This is a genomic window from Paraniabella ginsengisoli (assembly GCF_022513635.1).
In the GTDB taxonomy this organism is placed as follows: domain Bacteria; phylum Bacteroidota; class Bacteroidia; order Chitinophagales; family Chitinophagaceae; genus Niabella; species Niabella ginsengisoli.
In genome coordinates this window covers 479,224-503,201 of record NZ_JAKWBL010000004.1, presented here as the reverse complement: position 1 = coordinate 503,201, position 23,978 = coordinate 479,224, and the positions used below count along the sequence as shown (strand labels likewise).

25 protein-coding genes, 1 pseudogene and 1 riboswitch are annotated in these 23,978 nt (G+C 39.8%); of the genes and pseudogenes, 20 read left to right on the top strand and 6 right to left on the bottom strand.

Annotated elements, in window-relative coordinates; all coding sequences use genetic code 11:
• Positions 1 to 44 precede the first annotated feature (44 nt).
• The 3 genes from dnaN to MKP09_RS19820 all read left to right on the top strand — a co-directional run bounded on the left by dnaN (position 45) and on the right by MKP09_RS19820 (position 1,839).
• On the top strand, positions 45 to 1,160 hold the full coding sequence (gene dnaN / locus MKP09_RS19830) for a DNA polymerase III subunit beta (protein ID WP_240832020.1): 1,116 nt from the start codon (positions 45 to 47) through the stop codon (positions 1,158 to 1,160).
• 86 nt (positions 1,161 to 1,246) lie between these two features.
• Complete coding sequence (locus MKP09_RS19825) at positions 1,247 to 1,492, top strand: hypothetical protein (protein ID WP_240832019.1); 246 nt, start codon at positions 1,247 to 1,249, stop codon at positions 1,490 to 1,492.
• Positions 1,480 to 1,839, top strand: coding sequence for a TPM domain-containing protein (locus tag MKP09_RS19820; protein ID WP_240832018.1), 360 nt, complete (start codon positions 1,480 to 1,482; stop codon positions 1,837 to 1,839). Before MKP09_RS19825 ends, MKP09_RS19820 begins: the two co-directional genes overlap by 13 nt.
• Positions 1,840 to 1,898: 59 nt before the next feature.
• On the opposite strand, the gene MKP09_RS19815 is transcribed toward MKP09_RS19820, so the two are convergent.
• Positions 1,899 to 2,345 (bottom strand): hypothetical protein, encoded by a 447-nt coding sequence (locus MKP09_RS19815; RefSeq protein ID WP_240832017.1) that lies wholly within the window; start codon positions 2,343 to 2,345, stop codon positions 1,899 to 1,901.
• A 166-nt stretch (positions 2,346 to 2,511) separates the two neighbouring features.
• On the opposite strand from MKP09_RS19815, the gene MKP09_RS19810 reads away from it, so the two are divergent.
• From MKP09_RS19810 to MKP09_RS19740, 14 genes and pseudogenes are all read left to right on the top strand, one after another.
• The gene (locus tag MKP09_RS19810; RefSeq protein WP_240832016.1) at positions 2,512 to 4,137 is read left to right on the top strand and encodes a PQQ-dependent sugar dehydrogenase; all 1,626 of its coding nucleotides are present in this window, start codon (positions 2,512 to 2,514) and stop codon (positions 4,135 to 4,137) included.
• 225 nt (positions 4,138 to 4,362) lie between these two features.
• Positions 4,363 to 4,573: riboswitch (cobalamin riboswitch) on the top strand.
• A gap of 250 nt (positions 4,574 to 4,823) precedes the next feature.
• Positions 4,824 to 5,597 carry a TonB-dependent receptor gene (locus MKP09_RS19805; protein WP_240832015.1) on the top strand — a complete coding sequence of 258 codons (774 nt, stop codon included), beginning with the start codon at positions 4,824 to 4,826 and terminating at the stop codon, positions 5,595 to 5,597.
• Positions 5,531 to 6,688, top strand: coding sequence for a TonB-dependent receptor domain-containing protein (locus MKP09_RS19800; RefSeq protein ID WP_240832014.1), 1,158 nt, complete (start codon positions 5,531 to 5,533; stop codon positions 6,686 to 6,688). The genes MKP09_RS19805 and MKP09_RS19800 overlap by 67 nt, the downstream gene beginning before the upstream one ends.
• A 1-nt stretch (position 6,689) precedes the next feature.
• The gene (locus MKP09_RS19795) at positions 6,690 to 7,829 is read left to right on the top strand and encodes a YncE family protein (RefSeq protein WP_240832013.1); all 1,140 of its coding nucleotides are present in this window, start codon (positions 6,690 to 6,692) and stop codon (positions 7,827 to 7,829) included.
• 9 nt (positions 7,830 to 7,838) lie between these two features.
• Positions 7,839 to 8,960, top strand: a complete 1,122-nt coding sequence (locus MKP09_RS19790) for a PKD-like domain-containing protein (RefSeq protein ID WP_240832012.1) — start codon at positions 7,839 to 7,841, stop codon at positions 8,958 to 8,960.
• A gap of 26 nt (positions 8,961 to 8,986) precedes the next feature.
• Positions 8,987 to 10,095: pseudogene (locus tag MKP09_RS19785) on the top strand (DUF5074 domain-containing protein).
• Positions 10,096 to 10,185: 90 nt separating this feature from the next.
• Positions 10,186 to 10,407: a putative signal transducing protein gene (locus MKP09_RS19775; protein ID WP_240832009.1), complete on the top strand. Its 222-nt coding sequence runs from the start codon at positions 10,186 to 10,188 to the stop codon at positions 10,405 to 10,407.
• 98 nt (positions 10,408 to 10,505) lie between these two features.
• Complete coding sequence (locus MKP09_RS19770; protein ID WP_240832008.1) at positions 10,506 to 11,336, top strand: sterol desaturase family protein; 831 nt, start codon at positions 10,506 to 10,508, stop codon at positions 11,334 to 11,336.
• Between the two features lie 39 nt (positions 11,337 to 11,375).
• Positions 11,376 to 12,104, top strand: a complete 729-nt coding sequence (gene kdsB, locus MKP09_RS19765; RefSeq protein WP_240832007.1) for a 3-deoxy-manno-octulosonate cytidylyltransferase — start codon at positions 11,376 to 11,378, stop codon at positions 12,102 to 12,104.
• A gap of 90 nt (positions 12,105 to 12,194) precedes the next feature.
• A complete protein-coding gene (gene corA, locus MKP09_RS19760; RefSeq protein WP_240832006.1) occupies positions 12,195 to 13,307 on the top strand; it encodes a magnesium/cobalt transporter CorA in 1,113 nt (370 codons plus the stop codon).
• Between the two features lie 130 nt (positions 13,308 to 13,437).
• Positions 13,438 to 14,601 carry a DPP IV N-terminal domain-containing protein gene (locus MKP09_RS19755; RefSeq protein WP_240832005.1) on the top strand — a complete coding sequence of 388 codons (1,164 nt, stop codon included), beginning with the start codon at positions 13,438 to 13,440 and terminating at the stop codon, positions 14,599 to 14,601.
• 1 nt (position 14,602) lies between these two features.
• Positions 14,603 to 15,547, top strand: a complete 945-nt coding sequence (locus tag MKP09_RS19750) for an alpha/beta hydrolase family protein (RefSeq protein ID WP_240832004.1) — start codon at positions 14,603 to 14,605, stop codon at positions 15,545 to 15,547.
• Positions 15,548 to 15,651: 104 nt separating this feature from the next.
• The gene (locus tag MKP09_RS19745) at positions 15,652 to 16,197 is read left to right on the top strand and encodes an alpha/beta fold hydrolase (RefSeq protein ID WP_240832003.1); all 546 of its coding nucleotides are present in this window, start codon (positions 15,652 to 15,654) and stop codon (positions 16,195 to 16,197) included.
• Entirely contained in the window at positions 16,176 to 16,478 is a 303-nt protein-coding gene (locus MKP09_RS19740; protein ID WP_240832002.1) for an alpha/beta hydrolase, read from the top strand. The genes MKP09_RS19745 and MKP09_RS19740 overlap by 22 nt, the downstream gene beginning before the upstream one ends.
• A 5-nt stretch (positions 16,479 to 16,483) precedes the next feature.
• Here MKP09_RS19740 and MKP09_RS19735 read toward each other — a convergent pair whose 3' ends face one another.
• The 3 genes from MKP09_RS19735 to MKP09_RS19725 form a co-directional block, all read right to left on the bottom strand.
• Complete coding sequence (locus MKP09_RS19735; protein WP_240832001.1) at positions 16,484 to 17,086, bottom strand: DUF2480 family protein; 603 nt, start codon at positions 17,084 to 17,086, stop codon at positions 16,484 to 16,486.
• Between the two features lie 93 nt (positions 17,087 to 17,179).
• The gene (locus MKP09_RS19730; protein WP_240832000.1) at positions 17,180 to 18,808 is read right to left on the bottom strand and encodes a peptidylprolyl isomerase; all 1,629 of its coding nucleotides are present in this window, start codon (positions 18,806 to 18,808) and stop codon (positions 17,180 to 17,182) included.
• A 164-nt stretch (positions 18,809 to 18,972) separates the two neighbouring features.
• Positions 18,973 to 19,320, bottom strand: coding sequence for a SurA N-terminal domain-containing protein (locus MKP09_RS19725; protein ID WP_240831999.1), 348 nt, complete (start codon positions 19,318 to 19,320; stop codon positions 18,973 to 18,975).
• Between the two features lie 106 nt (positions 19,321 to 19,426).
• Between MKP09_RS19725 and MKP09_RS19720 the strand changes: the two genes are divergently transcribed.
• Positions 19,427 to 20,308, top strand: coding sequence for a mechanosensitive ion channel family protein (locus MKP09_RS19720; RefSeq protein WP_240831998.1), 882 nt, complete (start codon positions 19,427 to 19,429; stop codon positions 20,306 to 20,308).
• A 12-nt stretch (positions 20,309 to 20,320) separates the two neighbouring features.
• Here the strand turns inward: MKP09_RS19720 and MKP09_RS19715 are convergent, their stop codons facing one another.
• Positions 20,321 to 20,557 carry a 4a-hydroxytetrahydrobiopterin dehydratase gene (locus MKP09_RS19715; protein ID WP_240831997.1) on the bottom strand — a complete coding sequence of 79 codons (237 nt, stop codon included), beginning with the start codon at positions 20,555 to 20,557 and terminating at the stop codon, positions 20,321 to 20,323.
• A 10-nt stretch (positions 20,558 to 20,567) separates the two neighbouring features.
• Entirely contained in the window at positions 20,568 to 21,008 is a 441-nt protein-coding gene (locus MKP09_RS19710) for an IPExxxVDY family protein (protein ID WP_240831996.1), read from the bottom strand.
• Between the two features lie 342 nt (positions 21,009 to 21,350).
• Here MKP09_RS19710 and feoB point away from each other — a divergent pair, with 342 nt between their 5' ends.
• Positions 21,351 to 23,456 carry a ferrous iron transport protein B gene (feoB, locus tag MKP09_RS19705; RefSeq protein WP_240831995.1) on the top strand — a complete coding sequence of 702 codons (2,106 nt, stop codon included), beginning with the start codon at positions 21,351 to 21,353 and terminating at the stop codon, positions 23,454 to 23,456.
• A gap of 53 nt (positions 23,457 to 23,509) precedes the next feature.
• The gene (locus tag MKP09_RS19700; RefSeq protein ID WP_240831994.1) at positions 23,510 to 23,947 is read left to right on the top strand and encodes a viral A-type inclusion protein; all 438 of its coding nucleotides are present in this window, start codon (positions 23,510 to 23,512) and stop codon (positions 23,945 to 23,947) included.
• Positions 23,948 to 23,978: the final 31 nt, after the last annotated feature.

Sequence of the window (23,978 nt, the reverse complement as noted above, 5' to 3'; positions counted from 1 at the left end):
CGCTGCGTCCTGTAAATCAGGGGCAGCACAAAAAATATACTCGGATGAAATTTATCGCATCATCAAACGCTTTGCTTAAACAACTGCAAAACCTTTCGGGCGTAATTAACGCTAATACCGTATTGCCCATATTGGAAGACTTTCTATTTGAAATTGAAGCCAATAAGCTCACAATTGTAGCCACCGATCTGGAAACAGTAATGAGAACCGAAATGGAAATTGAAGCAAAGGATAATGGCCGCGTTTGTATTCCCGGTAAAATCCTCATCGACTCGCTTAAAAATATTCCCGATCAACCGCTTACATTTAATATCGATAAAAACTTCGGTGTTGAAATTACCAGCGACAGCGGTAAGTATAAGGTGATGGGCGAAAACCCCGATAACTTTCCTAAAGAGCCTGCTGCAGATGATACCACTTCTTTCACAATGACTTCTTCTGCCCTGGTAACAGCCATCAATAAAACATTATTCGCTACCAGCACAGACGATCTTCGTCCGGCCATGACCGGCGTTTTCTTTGAGCTGGATACGAACGGAATACAGTTTGTAGCTACCGATGCACATCGCCTGGTACGTTACAAACGTAAAGATGCAAAAGCAACCGGAGGCGACAATTTTATCGTTCCCCGCAAGCCGCTTAACTTATTAAAATCGGCATTGCCCGACAATGACGATGAAATAGTATTGAACTACAACAGCAACCACTTTTTTGTTACACATGGCACCACACGCCTTAGCTGTCGCTTGATCGATGCCCGTTTCCCTGATTATAAAGTGGTGATCCCTACGGAAAACCCTTACAGGCTTACGGTTAACAGGCTGGAGTTTTTAGGAGCACTTCGCCGCGTTAGTGTATTCAGTAACAAAAGCACTTATCAGGTGGCGCTCGACATTAGCGGCAGCGATCTTCAATTAGCCGCACAAGATGTTGATTTCAGTTTTGAAGGTAACGAGCGCATGAAATGCCAGTACAATGGCGAAGACCTGCAAATTGCTTTCAACGCGAAGTTCCTTATAGAAATGCTGAATGGCACGCATAGCGAAGAAGTTTATCTGGAATTAAGCACGCCAACAAAGGCGGGCCTTATTAAACCTGTTGAGCAGGATGAAAGCGAAGAGTTGCTGATGCTGGTAATGCCGCTGATGTTAAATCAGTAATTTTTTTGACCCAGCTTTAGAACATTTGGCATCGAAATTGCCACAGTTTATCCCGCTCACGGGACTCGGTTTATCGTTCTGAATATATGGCATCAATTTTAAAACAATCCCCGGTTCGTTTAGCATGGTTACTGTTGAGTTTCTCAACGCTATTCATGCTTTCATGCGGTTCGTCTGGCAAAACATCTTCGTTGCCGTCAGCAATACGTTCTAAACCAGAAGCAAATGTTGTTTTTCCAACACAGCAAATAGCCACTCCGGCTGATATCAATTATGTGTACGATTATGAAGATATTTTTACAGCAGAAGAAGAAAAAAGTTGGATTCCTTAGTTCGCAATTTTGAAAAAAGCAACCTGATCCCCATAAAGATCGTTACCATAAAAGACCCATCCATTACCGCCGAAAATTTTGACCAGGCCAACAAGGCTTTATTAGATGAATGGTCAGCTGTTCATGGCAAAAGCGATAAGTGCATGACGATAAGCATCAGTAAAAACCTGCGCCGCATAAGAATCGATTATGGTCCGTTCGTGACTAAATTGCTAAGCGATACAGAATCCTCTGAAATAATCGAAAGCCAGTTCAAACCCTCCTTTAAAGAAGCGCAATATTATACCGGAACTTTCAACGGTGTTACAACCCTAATGAATAAGATCAGGAAGAACATTAAGTTTTAAAAAGATTTAGGTTTGATATTACGATGCATCCGTTTTTATGCGAAACAGCAACATAATAATTACCAAAATTTCCACCATGGTTTTTGTGTATTTATTTTGTAGCTTTCGTTTTCGGCTTGCTGTTTAATGTGAATTTTCTGATCTGCGTTTTTTTCGTATAATTCTCCTTCATCACCCTGAACTTTTGCGTTTAGTCGCTCTGCGATATCCAGCATTTTATTGATAATTTCATTATCTGGATTTTTGCAAACAATGTTTCCATTATTATAGTCAAACCAGGCAAAGTTACCATCAAGTCCATTGCCAGAATATTTTGTCCATACAGAAAGTCCATCACGTTCCACCCTTATTAACTCACCTGTAGCTATTGTTGTCTCCGTGAAATTGTCAAGCCTCATCTCAGTGTCATTCGTTAAGAATTCTTTCCATTCATCCAATGAAATTCTTTTATTGTCATTTCCATCAAACCAGGATTCTTGTCTCGTTATATGTATGTCGTAACTCATAGTTCGAAAATAGCATGTATATATAAACTTTTGTACAAATTCGTGAAAACCGCGGACAAAATGCTGTCATAAGTTTATGCAGACGAAAGTTTTACAGATTATCGGCGCAATATTTGCCTGTAAGAAATTGCCCTAACCCCATGTTTGACCCATCTAAACTATTTTTATGGCCGCAAAACGCACCCTCTGCTTTCTTTTACCTGTTTTGGTAAGCCTCTTTTGTATTTCCTCTGTCTTCGCTCAACCCGAAATTGGTTACGAATCAGGAATATCCACGGGTTTAACTGGTCCGATAGATATTGTAAATGCAGGCGATGGCACAAATAGAATTTTTGTGGTGGAACGTACCGGCACTATTAAAGTCTACGATCAGTCATTAACCTATCTTTCAGACTTTCTTACAGTTAGCGGCATTGGCACCGAAGGTGAGGGCGGACTCTTAAGCCTGGCCTTTCATCCTAGTTATGAAAGCAACGGTTTCTTTTACGTGTATTATACGCTGCCCAACTTCAGCCTCGAAATTGCTCGTTACAGCGTTAGTGCAGATGCAAACAGCGGCGATCCGGCTTCAAAGGAAATAGTACTCAATATTCCTCATCCCACGTTCAGCAATCACAACGGAGGCAAGATCTTATTTGGTCCGGACGGCTATCTATATCTCGCTACAGGTGATGGCGGCAGTGGGGGCGATCCTAATAACAATGCTCAAAACGGAAACAGCTTATTAGGCAAAATGCTTCGCATAAATGTGACGACAACAGCTACCGCTCCTTTTTACACAATACCTCCCGATAACCCATATGTGGCAAATGCTGATGTGTTGGATGAGATCTGGGCGATAGGCTTGAGAAATCCTTTCAGATGGAGCTTTGACCGCACTACCGGCGATATGTGGATTGCCGATGTAGGACAATCAGCACAGGAAGAAATAAATTATCGGCCATCAAATGCCACCGCTGGTATTAATTATGGCTGGCGATGTTACGAAGGCACTGCTGCATACAATACTACCGATTGCCTTCCTCAATCAAGTTATATAAGCCCCATTTTTACCTACGGCCGGGATGATGCTACCGGCGGACAATCTGTAACCGGAGGATTCGTGTATAGAGGTGCTGAGTTTCCATCCATGCAGGGATATTATATTTTCTCTGATTATGTTTCCGATAATCAATGGATCGCGAGTTCTGACGGAGTTGGTGGGTGGAACGTACAACAACAGAATAGTGCGGGACTTCCGGCAGATATAGTAGCATTTGGAGAGGCAGAAAACGGAACTTTATATGCTGCGTCATTGTCAGGCAACACAATTTATAAAGTGGTTGATAATGCCGCCCTGCCTGTAACCTTCGGCAGCATTAAAGCTACCCGAAAAAGCAACCTGTTACAGGTAAACTGGGTTACCGAATCAGAAACAAATAATAGCCATTTCGACATCGAAATCTCTACAGACGGAGAAAAATTTTCGGTTGTAAAAACAATAGAAAGTAAAGCGACAGACGGCAACAGTAGCACGCCAATAAACTATGAAATAAGGTTAGGAAAAGAATCTTTGGGCACGGTGTTGGGATTTTCGCTTTTCGCTGTGGCGATATTATTCGGCTTTAGTTTCAGAAAAAAATGGAAACTGATTCCGCTGACAGCTTTGGTATTTTTTATTGTAACAAACTCATGTAATAAAAAAGATCCAATCACCGACCCTGAAAATAAGAACCTTTTTGTGCGCATTGCACAAGTTGACAAAGACGGAACTAAACGATACTCAAAAATTATCCAGGTGGTAAACGAATAAAGTGGGAGTCTCTTTAAATCTTAAAAATTGCAACACCACTAATGTGTTCCGAATTGTTGTGGTGGTCGTCATGCCGACCGTAGCAAAGCGAAGTGGAGGCATCTTAATAAGATATCAGACCTCATTATTTCGCTTCGCCTGGGGTGATGAAAGCTTTGGCTTTTGAAATCCAACAACGAGGATGTACGCATGCCTGCTTACTTTTCTATCTTAATAAAATTACTCCTACCTTCGCGCCGCATTGGTTTAACTCGCTCTTTTCCGGGCGCAGTTAATTAAAAGGGAATCAGGTGTAAATCCTGAACAGACCCGCTACTGTAAGTTCTAACCAAACATTTTGACAGATCTTTTAGCCACTGTCCCGAAAACGTTCGGGGTGGGAAGGCCGATCAAAATGAGAACAAGTCAGGAGACCTGCCAAAGCAGATAGGTTTTAAGCTTTCGTGGACTGAAGCTTGAATGCAAATGCTTTTTGTATAGCAACCCATTTGTTTTCAATCGTTCGCAAAGCTGTTTGATTTCTTTTTAATCAAATAGTTAATGCAGTATTGTTTAATGCACCCATTAAGGTGCTGTTTTTTGATGGCGCAGTTGTTTTGTGTAAATATTGTTTTTGCGCAAACCCCCGACTCTTTGCATGTAAAACAGCTGGAGCTTGTTGAAATAAACAGCAGTAAAAAAGATTTTTGGCCGCATCGGTAACGCCTGTACAGTCTTTATATGGTGCGGCTTTGCAGCGGTTGAATAGCTTTTCTGTAGCCGATGCCATTCGCTATTTTTCCGGAGTTCAGCTAAAAGATTATGGCGGTATTGGCGGTTTAAAAACCATCAATGTTCGCAGTATGGGCACGCAACATGTAGGCGTTTTTTTAGACGGCGTAAGTGTTGGCAATGCGCAAAACGGAACAGTTGATCTGGGCAAGTTTTCATTAGACAATATTGAAGCAATAGAATTATACAATGGCCACAATCCTGAATTATTGCAACCTGCTAAAGCCTTTTTTGCTTCAAGCGGTTTATATCTGCAAACAACAAGGCCGCGGTTCGATTCTTCACAAAAGAAAAAATTACGTGCAGCTTTTAAAACAGGTTCTTTCGGGTTGGCAAACCCATCCTTCCTTTGGCAGCAAAAATTAACCGATAATCTTTCTTTATCTGCAAATGCCGAGCTGGTAACGGCTCACGGCAGGTATCGTTTCTATAAACAAGAGGGATTATTCGACACAACTGCTATTCGCCAAAATGCTGATATTACAGCATGGAGAGCAGAAGCGGCTTTATTTAAAAAAATAAACTCCTCGGGCGAAGCATTTATTAAAAGTTATTTCTATCAATCCAACAGAGGTTTGCCAGGTGCCATTGTAGAAAACAGGTTTTATAACCCACAGCGTTTATGGGATCGAAACTTTTTGTACACGGATCTTTTAAAAACGCATTTTCTGCTAAACACATACAGCTGATCAATCTAAAATATACAAGTGATTATACAAGATATTTAGATCCTGATTATATCACAACCAGCGGGCTATTAAACAATACCTATCAACAAAACGAATGGTATGCTTCAGTTGCTCAAAAATATATACCCATAAAATGGTGGGAAGTGGGGTTATCAACAGATTTTTCTTACAACAAGCTTGATGCAAATCTTTATCGCTTTGCTTATCCTCGACGCTATTCTTATATCGGTAGCTTCAACAACAATTTTAAATGGGAGCGCCTTACCGTTCAGGCATCTTTATTATACTGCTATTTCGACGAGCATGTAAAATATTTTGAAGGATCGGCAGATCGAAAAGCGATATCGCCAACAATAGCTATTTCGTATCAACCCTTTACCAGTAAGGCTTTCAGGCTAAGAAGTTTTTATAAAGAAAGCTTGCGTATGCCTACTTTTAATGATCTGTATTACACACTTATTGGCAACACTTTACTAAAGCCAGAATACACAAAGCAATACAACCTTGGTTTTACCTTAACACACGAGAGTAAATATCTTTTCGATAATATTTCTATTCAGACTGATGCTTATTACAACCAGGTGAGAGATAAAATTGTAGCGGTTCCTTCTGCTAATCTTTTCCGCTGGATGATGTTAAACCTGGGAAGCGTACAAATAAAAGGGATTGAAGCTAATATTGGAGTTACAAAACTTATTGGTAAAGAAATCGCCTGGAATAGCGGGTTTAACTACACCTATCAAAAAGCCATCAATAAAACAACGGGGCAGTCATCCTACAATCATCAAATACCATATATGCCATTGCATAGCGGTACTGCGCATGGTTCAATTTTATGGAAAGCTTTATCATTCAACTACAGTTTTATGTACACCGGTGAGCGTTATGCGCTGCCAGAAAATATAGCACTTAATTATATACAACCTTTTTACACCACCGACCTTGGTTTTGTTTATCAAAATAACAACCATCGTCCGCAATGGAAAGCTGGCCTCGATATCAATAACCTATTTAATCAATATTACGATGTGGTACACAACTTTCCCATGCCCGGAAGGAGCTATCGTTTCTCCTTCACTGTAAATCTCTAATATGAACAAAACAATTCTACTTATAGCAATAACATGTTTGCTTTTTTCCTGTAGGAAAGAGCGCGATTTAAATGGAGAAGAATCGACTCCGCTACCGCCACAAGCAGATACAACTATCGCTGGTTTTTATGTATTGAACGAAGGTAACTGGAACACCAATATGGCATCGCTGGATTATTATGATTATGCAAGCGGTACTTACCGGAAAAATATCTATACGCAGGCAAACCCTGACGCAACGTTGGGTTTAGGTGATGTTGGCAATGATATTTGTGCGTATGGTTCTAAATTGTATGCTGTAATTAATGCATCCAACAAGATAGAAGTAATGGATGTTGTAACTGCAAAGCGAATCAAAACAATTGCGCTTAAAAATTGCCGCTACATCACATTTGCAAATGGAAAAGTTTATGCCAGCGCTTATAATGGTGAGATCGCTCTAGGACCAAACGCGCCCAATGGAATTGTTGTGGAAATTGATACGGCCACTTTGAATATTAAACGAACGGCCGAAGTGGGAAGACAGCCCGAGGAAATGGCCATTGTCGGAAACAAGCTGTACATCGCTAATTCAGGCGGTTATAGCCCTCCGGATTATGAAAAAACGGTTTCCGTTATTGATCTGTCTTCCTTCAAAAACATAAAAAATATTGATGTGGCTATTAATCTGCATCGCTTAAAAGCTGATGCTGACGGAGATTTGTATGTATCATCCCGCGGTGATTATTATGAGACCCCTTCACGGCTTTTTGTGATCGATACTAAAACAGATGCTGTTAAAAAAAGATTTGACATTGCAGCCGCTAACCTAAGCCTGGCAGGAGATTCAGCTTATATTATTGGTTCTGAATTTAGCTACAAGACGGGAAATTGGGAAAACACCTATCATGTAATCAATACCAAAACGGAAACGCTTTTAAACGGAAGCTTCATTAAAGATGGCTCAGAAGCCGCTCTGGACAAGCCTTACGGAATTATTGCAGATCCAATAAGCAGAAATATTTATATCACAGACGCTAAAGATTATGTATCGTCCGGCGTTTTGCATGGATATAACAAAGACGGAAAAAAGATCTTCACGGTTACCTCAGGCAATATTCCTGCACACTTTGCATTTGTTTATAAACCGATCACTCAATAAAACATAATAATGAACAGAAAAATCTACTATCTATCCATCCTCCTTGCCGGCTCTATGCTCTTTCTTCATTCTTGCAAAAAGGATGACGTTGCAGCACCGGTCATTACATTCTCCATTAGCGAAGAAACGATCAATGTACGTGCTGAAGAAACAATAAAAATTGAAGCTACAGTGTCTTCGGGAGGCAACGTATCTCAAGCGTGGTACATAAATGAACGCGTCGTGTCTAACAATAACGTATTTGAGTATTCATTCGATACAACGGGAACATATGCCATTTCTTATAAAGCAACTAATAATGTTGGCGAAGTTAAAAAACAATACACCGTTAAAGTTGCTGCTCCAATAAGAGTCGGTGGTTCATCAGCCTTTGTTGATACCCTGTTCGAATTTCTTCCTGCGCCCGGACAGTTTATAAACAAAGCTCCTGGCAACCTCGAAAGTGCTAAAGGAATTGTAGGAAAGACAGGAATGGTAAGTCTTGGCGCCTGGGGCGGTTATGTTATTTATGGCTTTGACCATAGTGTGGCTAATAAGGATGGAAACGATATTGACATAATGGGTAATGCTTTACCAGAATGGAGCGAGCCAGGCATTGTCTATGTAATGGCTGACGATAATGGCAATGGCAAACCCGACGACAGCTGGTATGAACTTGCAGGAAGCGAATTTGGAAAAGCCGGAGAATATATGCGCAATTATGAAGTTACTTATTTCCGTACGGCATCAGCTAATGATGATGTTGCCTGGCAGGATAATAAAGGAGGTTCTGGTTTTGTAAAGAAAAATAATTTTCATAAACAGGCATACTATCCAGACTGGATCACTGCCGACCAATACACACTTAAAGGTTCTTGGCTTAAAAGTAAGTTGAACTTAAGCAACCCCGGCTACGTTACGAACCTGCCTCACGAATGGGGATATGCTGACAATCTCACCAATGCTAACGGAGGTAACAAAGTTGACATCAGCAATACAGTTAATGCACAAGGCAGCAAAGTAAATCTGAGTGCCATCGATTTTATAAAAATACAAAACGCCGCGCTCGGCGACGGGGTTGGCTGGGTGAGGTGTCTACAGAAATTACCGGCATTAAAGACCTGCATTTTTCAGAATAATAAAATGATTTAACTAAAAGTAAAAACAGAACGACTATCATGTATAACAAACAATTATCAAAGCTGATTGCAATTATAACGATTGCAACATTTCTACTCTCTTGTTCCAAAGATGATGTAACAGAAATCGGAGGACCAGACCCTGTTGACCCGGCGGCTCCTTATGCCAATGGCTTTTTCATTATCACCGAAGGTTCTTATGGACAAACATCCGGCACCATACAATTTTATGCCTATGGTGCAGATACAGTAGTTACGAAAGTTTACGAAAAAGAAAATCCCGAAAAAACAATTGCAAATGCCGCAAAAACAAGCACGCTTCAATTTGCCAGCGTCTATGATAACAAGCTCTATTTGACGAGCAAGCTGAACGGGCCTGTTATAAAACTTGATGCTGAAACTTTGAAGGAAGAAGGCCGTTACAACCAGGAAACGAGCAATTGGAGAAGCCTGATTGGCACTAAAACAAATGAAGGCCTGCTTAGCGCCAGTGATGGAGTTTATGCTATTAACCTGGGAACGTTAACACCTCAATATAAACTCACTTCAGTTTCTGCAGTTAACACCGGAGACATGTTGCACGCTGGTGATTATATATATATACTTCAATCGAATGGTGCTAAAATTATTTCAGCTAATAATTACTCTTTCGTAAAAAGCTTCAGCAATATTAACCGTGGCTTCGCGGCAACACCTAATGGAAAAGTGTGGGCCTCAACGGGCAGCCGTTTGATCGCAATTGATAAAAACCTGGATACAAGCGGAGTGGCGTTACCTGCTTCGATAGGCTCTTTCGGTCTCGATGCTCCAACAAGGCTTACAGCTTCTAAAAAGAGGATGCTGTGTTTTATCATTCGGGCGCTAACATTTATAAATATGTTGATGGCAATACGTTCTCATTAAGCAAGCCCTTTATATCAATAGATGTTAATCCATTTATGGTTTATGGAGCAATCCGTTACGACCGCAATAAAGATTATATTGTGTTAAACGGTATTGCTGGTTATGGAGCCGTTTCCGGTGTTAATTATTTACTGATTTACAATGCAACATCAGGGGCGTTAGTTAAAAAAATTCAATACGGCAACGATGGTACAACGGTTGATTTTAACCATATTTATTTTCCCACACTATCTGTTTTTCATTAGCCGCTGACAACAAAAGTTTTAACTAAAGTGTCGCATTTCCTGCGGCACTTTTTGTTTTTTGATACTGATCTTTTTAAGTTAATTTTAAATATGAAGTTTTTTATTGCTGCCGTGTATGATGATTATATAAGCGCTCATTTAGCAATGGGCCGCTTGCAAGATGAGCATATTAATTGCTGGTTGAAAGATGAAAATACAGTAACGATGATAACTGCTAATACTGTTGGCGGCATTAAGCTAATGGTTGCTGAACCGCAGATAGAACGGGCGTTAGCGCTTATTGCCAATAATGAAGAGTCAGGAAGACAGTAAGTCTGTAAGTGCGATGAGTGCGCTTTTGTGTAGTGTTTACTTTCTCAGGCATTTGATTGACTGACTTTCGGGCTTGCAGACTTACCGACTATTTCATCATGGACAAAGTCATTACATATTTTTCTACTTTGGAGCAGCGTCCATTCGAAAGAATGGCCTTGCTGGTGGGAGGCTTATTATTCTTCTGGATAATTGAAGGCGCCATTCCTTTAGTAAAACTTCAATACCGTAAAAACAAATTTCGACATGCTTTGGTGAATTTTGGTTTTACCGTAATGCACCTGATCATACATACAGCGCTAGCTGTTCTTATTGTAATGCTGAGCGATTGGTGCAAAGAAGCTGGTTTTGGAATGGTTTATTGGTTTAATGCCAATGTTTGGGGAGCCATTATTATTGGTGTGCTTGCGCTCGACTTTAGCAGCTGGCTGGTGCATTGGGTAATGCATAAAAATCCTTATCTCTGGCGTTATCATCTAATTCATCACAGTGACAATAAAGTTGATGTAACCACGGGCCTTCGACATCATCCAGGCGATAGTTTGTTGAGAGGTATCTTCTTTTTATTGCTGATTTTCATGAGTGGCGCGCCTATGTATAGCGTAATGATCTACCAAACATTGGTTGTTATTACAACTGCATTTACGCACGCTAATATTAATCTGCCTCCTTTGTTGGATAAAGGTTTGAGCTATATTTTCGTATCGCCCAATATGCATAAGGTTCACCACCACTGGATGCAGCCATATACCGACAGTAATTATGGCGCAGTCTTTTCTGTATGGGACCGCATGTTTCGCACCTTTACAACACTGCACCCTTCCAAAATAAAATATGGGCTAGATAAATATTATCCCAACGAAAAAGACGAAGATTTTTTAAACTTATTGAAAGATCCTTTCTTGAAGAAGAAACATGACGGACAATAGACTATCATCTCTCTTAAAAGATTCATTTATTTTTGAAGCATGACTAAAGTAATAGCAATGATTCCGGCGCGCTATGCTGCCACACGGTTTCCTGCGAAATTAATGAAGATGCTAGGCGATAAACCGGTTATTACTCGTACTTATGAAGCAGCATTAAACAGCGATCTGTTTAATGAAGTGTACGTTATTACAGACAGTGACATTATTTATAAAGAAATTACTGATCGCGGTGGCAAAGCTATTATGAGCCTAACCGAACACGAAAGTGGTACAGATCGCATTGCAGAAGCAGCGCGAGATTTAGATGCAGATGTGATCGTAAATGTGCAGGGTGATGAACCATTTATACAAAAAGAGCCGCTGGAAAAATTGGTGCGCTTGTTTGATAATACTAAAGTTCAGGTTGCTTCATTAATGAGAAAGATGGATGATGTTAATGACGCCAATAATCCTAACATGGTTAAAGTGGTAACTAATAAAAACCAAAAGGCACTTTATTTTAGCCGCAGTATCATTCCATATCGAAGAGATGCTGACATTGCGGTTGATTATTTTTTGCATATTGGTGTGTATGCATTTCGTAATGAAGCACTACAGGCTTTTACCGCATTGCCACAAGCTCCACTTGAGCAAATTGAGAAACTAGAACAACTCCGGTTTTTATATAATGGCATTGATATTTATATTGCGGAAACTAATTATAAAAATATAGCCATTGATACGCCGGAAGACCTGGAAAAAGCAATGAAGTTGATTGGCAAAATTTGATGCCATTTAATCGGAACGATAAAAGGAGCGTCGCAATCCTGATGCCATATATTCTTCTGTTGATCAACAAAAAAATTTTATCTTCCAAAAATGAAAATGCGCCCGGAAAAATATTTAAGATACCTTTTCCTTCCTAATTTGTTGGAACTGTTCGGAACCGAGCGAACTAAAGAAATACTTACTGTTAACCCAACTATAATCCCGGTTAGGGAAGAGGCTGCAATGGTTGTTATAACGGCTTATGTTTATAGCAAGACGGATATAAAGGAATATAAAAATATTTCCATTGAAGAGGCGTTATCATTAAAATGTAATGATCATATTATCTGGATCAATATTGATGGCCTGCGAACAAAAGATGTTGACCTTATTGGCGATCAGTATGGCATTAACCTTTTATTGAGGGAAGATATATTGAGTGTGAACCAGCGCCCGAAAGTGGATGAAATAGACGAGATACTTTTTTGCCTGATGAATATTCTTTATTACAATGAAGAAAAAAATTCGATCGGGCAGGAGCAGATAAGCCTGGTGCTTGGTAAAAATTTTGTGATCACATTTCAGGACGACCCCTCGCGCGATCTTTTTAATCCGCTTAGAGAGCGATTGAAATTAGCAACTAGCAAGACGAGGGCTAAAGAAGCAGATTATCTGTATTATACTTTAATAGATACAATAGTTGATAATTATTTTGTGGCGATGGAAAAGCTTGGCGATCGCATTGAAGATATTGAAGAAGAAATTATACGCGGCACCAACAAGCGCGCATTGGCAATGGTGAACGTGTTACGCAAAGAGCTGATCGTTTTAAAAAGAAGTATTTATCCGGTTCGGGAAGTTATTGGCGGACTTATTAAAAGCGATAGCGAACTGCTTACCGAGTTTAATGAACGATTTTATAAGGATGTTTATGATCACATCGTTCAGGCAATCGATCTTGTAGATAACTATCGCGATATGATCATGGGCATGCAAGACCTTTACATCAGCAATGTAAACCTGAAGATGAATGAAGTGATGAAAGTGATGGCCATTGTAACATGTGTGCTGGCGCCAGCTACAGTTATAGGTGGCATTTTTGGAATGAACTTCCAGGTGATACCGTTAAGCGGCCAGCATTGGGGTTTCTGGATGGCTGTTGGTGCCATGCTTTTAATTCCTGCATGGATGCTGATCTTATTTAAAAGAAGAGGCTGGTTTTAAAATTCTTACGATAACTGCAGCTAAAATATGTTTGGATTCTGATAATAAAGTGCCGGTTCTACTATTGCTCATTTGCTATTTTACATCTTGTTTCTATTATATTTTTAATATACAGATGTTATAAAAAATCATGAAGAAATTTGCCCTTTCCTTTTCCTGCATACTTATTCTTACTTTTTCTTTTGCACAACAGATTAGCCTTGCCGACTATAACAGAGCGGTTAGTTTTTTGGGTAGCAATATTTCTAAAAATATAGTGTGGAATACTGCTATAAGACCAACCTGGTTAAGGGATGGCAGCGGCTTTACCTTTTCTATGCAGGATAGCGCAGGATCGCACAAGAAAAATTATGATTTCGAAACCGGCTTAATAACAGATTCAAAAAATGAAAATGGAACTCAAAACGGTTGGGGTGAAAGACGATCAACAAAACGAAACATGGAATCAGAATCGCCGGATAAAGCATGGACCGCATTTGTAAAGGATTATAATCTATTTATAAAAAAAACCGGAAGCGGAGCAGAAAAGCAATTAAGCTTCGATGGCGCTAAAAATTATGAATATGCCAGCTATTATGGATGGGGAGAAATTATTGAAGGAGAAAATGGTGATCGTCCTGAACATTTTGATGTGAGCTGGTCGCCTGACGGGAAGTTTATCCAGGCTTTCATTTGCGATCTGCGGAACGCAAAAAAGATGTACCTGCTTGACTGGAGTATTGATACACTTTACAAACCCAAGTTGTTGTCTTACTATCGTGGATCGCCAGGCGATACAGATATGGTTTATATGACGCCGGTTGTTTTTAATACGCAAACAGGCGAGGCGAATCGTCTCAACGAATTCAGAAATGTAAATTCAATACGTTTTGAATGGTTGCCCGATTTTGGAAAAGCTCTGATTCTTGAAAGGGTAAGGGGTTATCAGAAAGTTAATCTTTTCTTGTACGATGTGGTTACTAAAAGTAAGGAGCTACTTTATACTGAAAACAGCGAAACGAACATTGACAATTTTAACTATCGCTTAGAAGAAGAATGGAACCAGATCATATTTACATCTGAAAAAGATGGCTGGAAGCAACTATATGCATTGGATTTAAAAAGCAAAAAGATAACAAGGCTGACAAATGGCAATTATTACGTAAACGACATTTCTTTCATCAATAAAAAATCCGGAGATATTTTTTTACTGCAAAAGGAAAAGAAGAGGCCAACCCGTATTTTGATTTTGCTTACAAGGTTAATATCAAAACAAAAAAACAAGTCTGCTAACACCGGAAAAGGAAAATCATGATGTGAGTTTTTCAACTGACGGTAAATACCTGGTTGATAATATGTCGACCATGACAAAGCCGACAAGAACCGTTCTGCGCGATGGGATGACAGGAATGATTTTAAAGGAGTTGGCTAAAGCAACAATTAATCTACCCGAAACTAAATCCTTTCCTTTCCCGCAAGAATTCACGACGCTTGGCAGAGACGGTAAGACCACCATTTATGCTGCCATTTGGAAGCCCTCGAATTTTGATCCATCAAAGAAATATCCGGTAATTGACCAAACGTACACTGGCCCGCACACTTATATGTTTCCAAATAGTTTTTCAAAAGCGGCGAGCAGAGGCAACCAGGCATTAGCTGAGCTTGGCTTTGTTGTGGTTGCCGTTGATGGACTTGGAACAGCGGGACGATCCAAAGCGTTTCATAATGTATCTTATAAAAATATGGGGCAAAACCTATTGGACCATGTAATTGCGATAAAGGCAATGGGTAAACAATTTTCATGGATTGATACGACCAAAGTTGGCATTTTTGGCCATTCGGCAGGCGGTTATGATGCAGGACATGCCGTGTTAGAGTTTCCGGACTTTTATAAAGTTGCGGTAGCCAGTTCTGCAGATCATGATTTTAGAATGGAAAAGGACTGGTGGCCCGAAATGTATATGGGTTGGCCTGTAGACAGCAGTTATCACAAGGTTTCCAATATTACAATGGCCGGAAATTTAACGGGGAAACTGTTGCTTGTTCATGGAGGAATTGATGAAAATGTAAATCCCTCTGCAACTTTTAAGCTGGCAGAAGCTTTAGTAAATGCCGACAAAGAATTTGATATGTTGATCCTTCCCAGCCAGCATCACGGATACACCGGAAAATCGGCTGACTATTTTCAGAAAAAACTCTGGAACTATTTTGTAGAACATCTTAAAGGCGATAAACCAATTTGGAAATTTAAATTACGATAGACGCTTTCGGCTCATTGCCAGTAACTTTATCTTTTGGTTCATCGGTTTCCATTTGCGACCCATGAGAAAGAACAACAATGAAGCGATTTTTTAAACGGTGGAAGATGATCTGTCTTGCAATTTTAGCAGGATGGTTGATCATGTCTCAGTCCTGCATGAAATTCAGGATAAGTGATAGCGAAGCTAAACAGCTGTTTGCCGATTCCGGCGTAACAATTACAATCGCTGATTTTAAAGTAAATAATTTTACACTTCATTATGCTAAAACAGGAAGCGACACACTTCCAACATTGCTTTTTCTTCATGGCTCTCCCGGAGCATGGAATGCTTTTGAAAGATATATGCGCGATAAAGAATTACTCAGCAAGTATCGAATGATTTCCATTGACCGGCCGGGTTTTGGTTATAGCCAGTTTGGTGAAGCGGTGAATCTTGAAGCCCAGGCGGCTATGCTTACACCACTTATTCAATCTTTCCAAAACGAACAACCCATGTATGGCATAGGCCATTCTCTTGGCGGCCCATTGGTGGCAAAGCTTGAAATGAATACCCCTGGCTTATTTTCAGGAATTGTGTTGCTTGCTGCATCCGTTGATCCGGCTGAAGAAAAAAAGAATACTGGAGATATGTGCTGGATAAATTTCCGCTAAAATACTTGCTTCCCGGCGCTTTCAGGCCGAGTAATAAAGAATTGATCTATTTAAAAAAGGATCTTAAGTTGATAGAAAAAGATTGGGATAAAGTAAAATGTCCTGTATGGATTGTGCATGGAAATAAAGATAGTTTTGTGCCGGTTGGCAATGCTTATTATATTGAAAAGAAATTAGTTGCCAACCATAATAAAAAATTATTGATACTGGACGGTGCACGGCATTTTATTCCATGGGAACAATATGATGATATAAAGAAGGTTTTGATGGGTTTGAAATAAAAAGATTAATTGCAGCGTTGGTTTATATTTCTCACAGAAAATACAGAAGTATACGGAAAATGAAACTTCTGTGTTAATCTGTGAGAACCCGTGGACTCCTGTTTATCTTTTTTATAAACCGGCACTGTGCTGCAAGGCTCTCCATACATCAGGCTTTTGACAACGGGCAATAACACACGCGTAATTTCTGCGTAAGCAAATTCGCCAATAGAGATATCGCCACAACCTTTTATAACTACGCGTTTGTCAATATACTCGTTGATGTTTATGGCGTTGATATTTTTTAGCAATATTCTTTTCTTAAGTTCATCCACATCGCCTGCAGCTACATAATTGGCTATCGGTTGCAGGTAAGTTGTTATCAGCATATAAGCCCAAAGAGGTACAATAGCATCAGCGGTACAAGTAATTCCTACGTTTTTACCAGTATATTGTTGCCAATCGTGTTGCTTTAGCGCTTCGCGGAAATCTTTTTCTTTCAGTATCATTTCCATAAACAAATAATCCTTGATATCGAAAATGACAATCTCTTCTTTTGGATAAAAATCCTCCAGGTTTAATGTGATAATGCCACTTTCGGCTACTTTATTTCTGATAACTTCTTCCATACTTAAAAATAACATAATAGCTGGCGAACTGTTCAGATGTATAAAAAAATCCCGGCACTGGGCCGGGATTAATATATTTATCAATTACTGATATTAATAAAACTTGCTGCGATTGTCTTTTATAGTAGCGGCCTCTCTCAATGCCTGTAAAGACTGGAACTGAGCTTGTTGCCTGGCTTGCATGGAACGCATTTTTCTTAACTCTTCTACGTTTGCTGCCTGAACCGGTGTGCTCGATAAATTATCAATCCTAACTACATAAACACCTTGTGTACCAGGAATCGCCTCATTGATCACCTTGTTTACATTAGCCTTATTAAATGCAGCACCAATCACTTTGGGTTCAAAACCTAAAGACATGGATGGTTGCCCGCCGAAGCGAAGGCTATCTGCTGTTTCAACCTGCTTATTTAATGTTTTGGCGGCTGCTTCAAGTGATGTGATCTTACCTATTTTTTGAGTAATGATCTCTGCTTTCTTTTGATTAACAAGCAAAGGCTCAACCATTGCTCTTGCTTTTGCGGGGCTCATTGTTCCTTCCTTATTCACTTCCGTAACCACTGCAACTACATAGAAATCTCCTACACGCTCAGGCTGAATAACGTCTCCAAGATCTGCATTATAAACGCTCTTTACAAACGAGCGCGATGCACCAACGCCTTGTATCATAGAGCCTGTTGGCTGGAGGTCCTGCGCAACAGATTTATAAATTCCTTTTTCCTTTTGAAGTTTATCTGCAGCCGCGTCGAAAGATTTTTGATCTGTTGCTTCACCTGCAAATTTTGTAGCTGCGCTATTCGCTGCCATATCTGTTTCCGTACTCGCTTCAATTGGTTTATTCAGGTAAGCAATTTTATAACCAGTTGCACTTCCTTTTTGAGAAAGAATTTCTACATAATGATATCCATATTCCGTTTTAACCACTCCTTTAGTTCCTACCGGATTTGTAAAAGTAAAATCATTAAACTCCGGAACGTTTTGACCAGAGGGGATATTTTCAATTTTTCCGCCATTTTGCACGCTTCCCTGATCATCTGAAAACTTAGCTGCTAAAGAATCAAAGTTGCCTCCGTTTCTTATAACTAAAGAAATACTATCCGCCAGTTTTTTAGCAGTGGCAGTGTCTCTTATTTGAACCCTTTGACCCGATTGCGGATCTTGTTGAAAAAGACCTATTAAAATATGCCTTACACTTACCGTATCAGGAATTTGCCTTGCTGCAACAATTTTAGCCAGAGCATAACTTCCACCGTCAACATAGGGTCCGTACACATTGCCTGTTCCTACTTTAAAAATAGAATCCTTCACCGGAACCTGTATGCGGTTGCCGCTGATATAGCCATCATAGTAATTATTGATGCTTTGAGTCATCAAATAATCCTTCATATTTTTTGCGCTGTCAAAAGCGGGCTTTAACGCCAGAAGATTTTCTTTAGCTTGTGCACTGTCTGCAGCATTGGGCTGAGCATTGAATGCGACGTAAGAAACGCTGCGGCTTTCTGTTTGTTTAAAATCATTTTCGTGTGCGTCTACATACGCCTTGATATCGGCGTCTGTTATTTTAACCGCTGAATCAGAAATGCTCGCGTAAGGCTCTCTTACAAAAGATACTTTTGATATTAAGCTGTTTTGTGCATTTTCTTTTTCAACCATCCATTTAGGAAAGTTGATGCTGTTCGTTAACAAAGCATCATATTTTTGAGCCAGGTGCTGAAAAAGCATCTGGTCTATAAAAGCATTTAACTGCGCTTTTTGTTCAGGTGTACCTTTGCTTTTTATCTGATTGATTTGTTGCTGTGCTACAGACGGATCATAAACACCAGTTTGTGGATCAGTGAAAGCTTGTTTTAAATCTGGTGGAGGGTTTCGGCCGAACAGTAAATCATTCAGTTCTTTTTTCCGATCTCCATACCTAATTTATCTGCTTCCTGTGTCAGAAGTATTCTTGCTATCTCTGTATTCCATGCGCCTTCATTCGCTTGCTGGGCCAGCATTTCGCTGTTGGTTCCCATGCCGCGTTGCTGCATCATCTGGGTTTGCTGATCAACCATGGCACGGAAATTATCGTATTTGACCGATTCGCCATTTACTTTACCCACGGTTGTGGTGTCGCCTCTAAATAAACTACCACCGTTCTCAAAAGCAAGCATTATCACAAACACTACGAGCGCCAAAGCAATAATGATGGCCATTACTTTGCCGTATTTGTCCTGGATTTTTTGTATTATTGACATAATTATATTAAAGCTAAATAAAAGGACGGCAAAAATAGGGGTATTTGGAAATATCCACAAATTGCGAACAACTTATTAGTGTACGCTAACCAAACTAACATCAATCATGAACATCAGTTTCAAAAAAGCCTATGATATTATTTCGAAAAAGCTAGACACATGGGTTACTGATGCCATTGCTATTTTACCAAACCTGTTGTTGGCGTGTATCATTTTAGTATTAGGTATTTTCATTGTAAATCGTTTAAAAAGGATTCTAGAAAAAATAATCTCGCGGTTTGTTAAGCACAAAAACCTGACAAACCTGATTTCGTCCATCATTCATCTGTTACTTATTGGAATCGTTGTTTTCTCGGCCCTAAAGGTGTTGCAACTGGACGCTACAGTAAAAACGCTCTTAGCTGGTGCCGGGGTGATTACTTTGGCGCTGGCATTTGCATTTCAGGATACGGCGGCCAACTTTGTTTCGGGTGTTTTTCTCGCGCTACAGCGGCCCTTCAAATCGGGCGAGACGATTCAGAGCAAAGATCATTACGGCGTGGTACAGATAGTACATTTACGGCATACAGTTATCAGAAATTTCCAGGGTCAGATCGTTTCTATTCCTAATAAAGATATTTTTCAAAATCCACTTATTAATTTTTCGACTTTAGGCCAAAGAAGACTTGACCTCAAAGTAGGCGTTTCCTATGGAGACGATCTTGAAAAAGTGGAAAGGGTCGCGTTAGAAGCGGTCAAACAAATAAGTGTTTTATCTGAGTTTACTGAGCCGCAATTATTCTATGATAAGTTTGGCGACTCTTCAATAGAATTTTCGATTCTTATTTGGTTTAATTCTGGCGATCAACCCACTTTCTGGCAGGGCCGCAGCGAAGCTATAAAACTGATTAAGAAGGCATTTGACGAAAATGATATTTCTATTCCTTTTCCAATACGCACTTTGGATTTCGGTATTAAAGGAGGTGAAAAACTTTCTTCCATGCTTTAAGTAAAGCAGATGTTAATGTGGTAAAAGGGCGTCGATCTTCTGCGAAAGTTTCCTGTCTTTTTCTGTCACCACATCGCCAGCATCGTGTGTGCTAAGCCATATTTCAACTGAATTGTACACATTTTTCCATTCAGGATGGTGATTCATTTTTTCAGCCTCAATGGCAACCCTTGTCATAAAAGCGAAAGCCTCGCTAAAATCTTTGAATTCCACTTTTTTGTACAACTTGTTATTTGCTTCCTGCCACATAGTAACGTTTTTAAAAAATGAGGTATTCTTTGTTTTTGATCTTTTCATTGGTAAGCTCCGTCACTAACTGCACACCTGGAATATTTCGCAACATCGCTTTTATCTGGTTAAGATATTCCTCCGTTACCGTGTCGTTTTTCATCAACCACAAAAAATCGAGGTTTTTAAATTCAGGTAAAAGAAACTCTCCGTCATGAAGATTGTTGTATAAATAATGAAAGTGCGCTGTTGGGTTCATGATATTCATAAACTGAAAAGAAATATTGTCTTTTTTTCGCTTTAACCCTATTTCGATATCGTGGTTTATCCGGAAATTGATCTCTAACATATTATTGAGATTCCAGCAAAAACGATAGTCTTTTACCGTTGTAACAATGCCCAAAAGTCGCGTATCGTCAAAAAAATTGTCGATAATTTCCTGGGTATCCAGTTCCAATTTAAGAAGTGCCATTGATCTTCTTTTATTCGTTTTATAATACGCTAATTGGAGTAAAGGTAAACAAAGATCGTGCGGTACTATTTTAAAGTTGACATAAAACTCCGTATTTCGTAAACATATTTATAAATAAGGCGGTTAAATTTGCGGTTTTACGTAGAACCTGTTTAGCTTTTAAAATAAACCACATAGATACATAGCATTTGCTTCGTTTGAGGATATATAGCATCCGCCGAAGGCGGGTCATAGCCTCAGGCAATTGAATACTAATATGTGTTTATGTTTTCTATTTATCATAAAGTTTATGTTTCTATGTGGTAAAAAATAAGTTTAAACAACTTCGTATTGAAAAATTCAATGTTACATATAGCATTAACGGGAAATCCCAATAGCGGCAAAACCTCGTTGTTTAATACCCTTACTGGGATGAACCAAAAAGTGGGTAATTTTCCGGGCGTTACGGTTGATAAAAAAACCGGTATTACAAAATTGGGAGATTCAACTGCGGAAGTGATTGATTTGCCAGGTTCGTACAGCCTGTATCCGCGCCGACTAGATGAAGAAGTTGCTTATAAAGTAATTTTAGACCAGGATACCAGTATTAAAGCCGATGTTATTGTTGCCGTAGCCGATGCCAGCAGCCTGAAACGAAATCTTTTGTTTTGCACGCAAATAATAGATCTTAAACGCCCTATCGTTGTTGCGCTTACCATGATGGATATTGCCCGGAAAAAAGGCATACAGATCGACATCAACGAAATGGAGCGGGAGCTTGGTGTGCCGGTTGTTGTAGTAAATCCACGTAAGAACAAAGGTATCGACGCCCTTAAAAAAGCTATTGAACTGGTAGCAGGAAATTTATATAAACCGCCGGCCAGAAGTTTTATTGATGTAGCCGCACTTGCGCCAGACGCTATTAAACAAGTACAACAGGCGGTTCCTCATATCGGCGATTATGAAGCCGTTCACTACCTGATCAATCACGAAACGTTTCCGCTTGAAGAAGATGTACAGGAAAAAATTGAACAGGCCGAAATTGATCACGGCTTTAACCCTGCGCGTACGCAGGCAGAAGAAATTGTGCAACGTTATAAAGGAATCAATCATATTCTCAGCCAGACGGTTACCTTCCCTGATCCGCAAAAGCAATCAAGACTTACAGAAAGGCTTGATAATATTTTTCTGCATCGGTATTGGGGATATGTAATTTTATTATCGGTACTTTTTCTTTTGTTTCAGTGTGTTTTCCTGCTCGCGTCGTATCCGATGGATTGGATAGATGGCGGAACTGCCGCTTTTAGTGGGTGGCTGGCAAGCATCTTACCAGAAAATAATTTTTCTGACTTGCTGATTAACGGAGTTGTGGCTGGCCTCGGAGGAATCATCATCTTCATTCCACAGATAATGATCTTGTTTGGACTTATCACGTTACTGGAAGATACAGGTTATATGGCACGCATCAGTTTTCTTACTGACCGGATCATGCGAACCGTAGGCCTGAACGGAAAAAGTGTAATGCCCATGATCAGCGGATTTGCATGCGCCGTTCCGGCCATTATGAGCGCACGTAATATCGAAAACCGAAAAGAACGGTTGCTTACCATTTTGGTAACGCCGCTAATGAGCTGCTCCGCCCGATTGCCGGTGTATATTATTTTGACCGCCGTTGTAATCCCGGAAAATTATATCGCTGGTTTTATTAGTGTGCAGGGTTTGGTAATGATGGGGCTTTATCTTATCGGCGTTGTGTTTGCCATGGCTGTTTCTTACGTAGCCAAATGGTTTATCAAGATCAAAGAAAAGAGTTTTTTCATCCTTGAGTTGCCAGTTTACAGGTCTCCGCGCTGGAAGAATGCCGGACAAACAATGATTGAGAAAGCTAAAATTTTTACCCTTCAGGCAGGTAAAATTATTTTGATTATTAGCATTGCGCTTTGGTTTTTAAGTTCCTTCGGGCCTAAGGAAAGAATGGAGCGAGCGCATGTTCATTATGAACAATTGTTGGCGCAACCCAATGCAGATACAACGGCAATTGAAGAAGAATATGGCACTGCAAAGCTTGAAAACTCTTATGCAGGCATTATGGGTAAAGCCATTGAACCGGCTATCCTTCCTTTAGGATATGATTGGAAAATCGGCATTGCATTGATCACTTCATTTGCGGCCAGAGAGGTTTTTGTAGGCACGATGGCTACTTTATATAGCGTTGAAGACGACGGGGAAGAAAACCTGGCGTTGCAGGATAGAATGCACCGGGCCACCTTTAGCGACGGCACAAAAGTGTTTACATTGGCTACCGGCGTATCGCTAATGCTGTTTTATGTTTTTGCTATGCAATGTATGAGTACGCTTGCTATTGTGAAAAGAGAAACAGGAGGGTGGAAATGGCCAATGATACAATTAGTTTACATGACCTTTCTGGCTTATGTGGTTAGCCTGGTGGCTTATCAGATATTAAAATAAAAGAGTGAAGAAATCTAAATAATCATTGACCTAAACTTTATAAAAACTTAATTATGCGTTTTATTACTTTCATCTTTTTATCCTGTGTTCTTCTGGCTTGTAAAAACGGTACATCAGAGAATGCCGAACCCACAAAATCTTTATCTGATAGTTTGCTACAACAGGTTTTGGATGGCCACGATGTAGCAATGCCAAAAATGATGAAACTTCAACGTCTTCAAAAAGAGGCTCAATCGGAGTTAGATTCTTTAAAAAACAAATCTGCAACTACAAATGCAGAACGTATTGCCTTATTAGATAGCACAATTAAAAGCCTTAGCTATGCTGATGTTACTATGCACGAATGGATGGAAGGTTTCAAATATGATTCTTTAAAAGATAACGAACCCGCCAGAATCGATTATCTTAAAATACAGTTACAATCTGTAAACAAGATGAAGGATGTTGTTCTTTCCAGCATTGAACAGGCAGATTCTGTATTATCCAAATAGTGTATTTAAAAGTGTATAAAAAGAGCCGGCA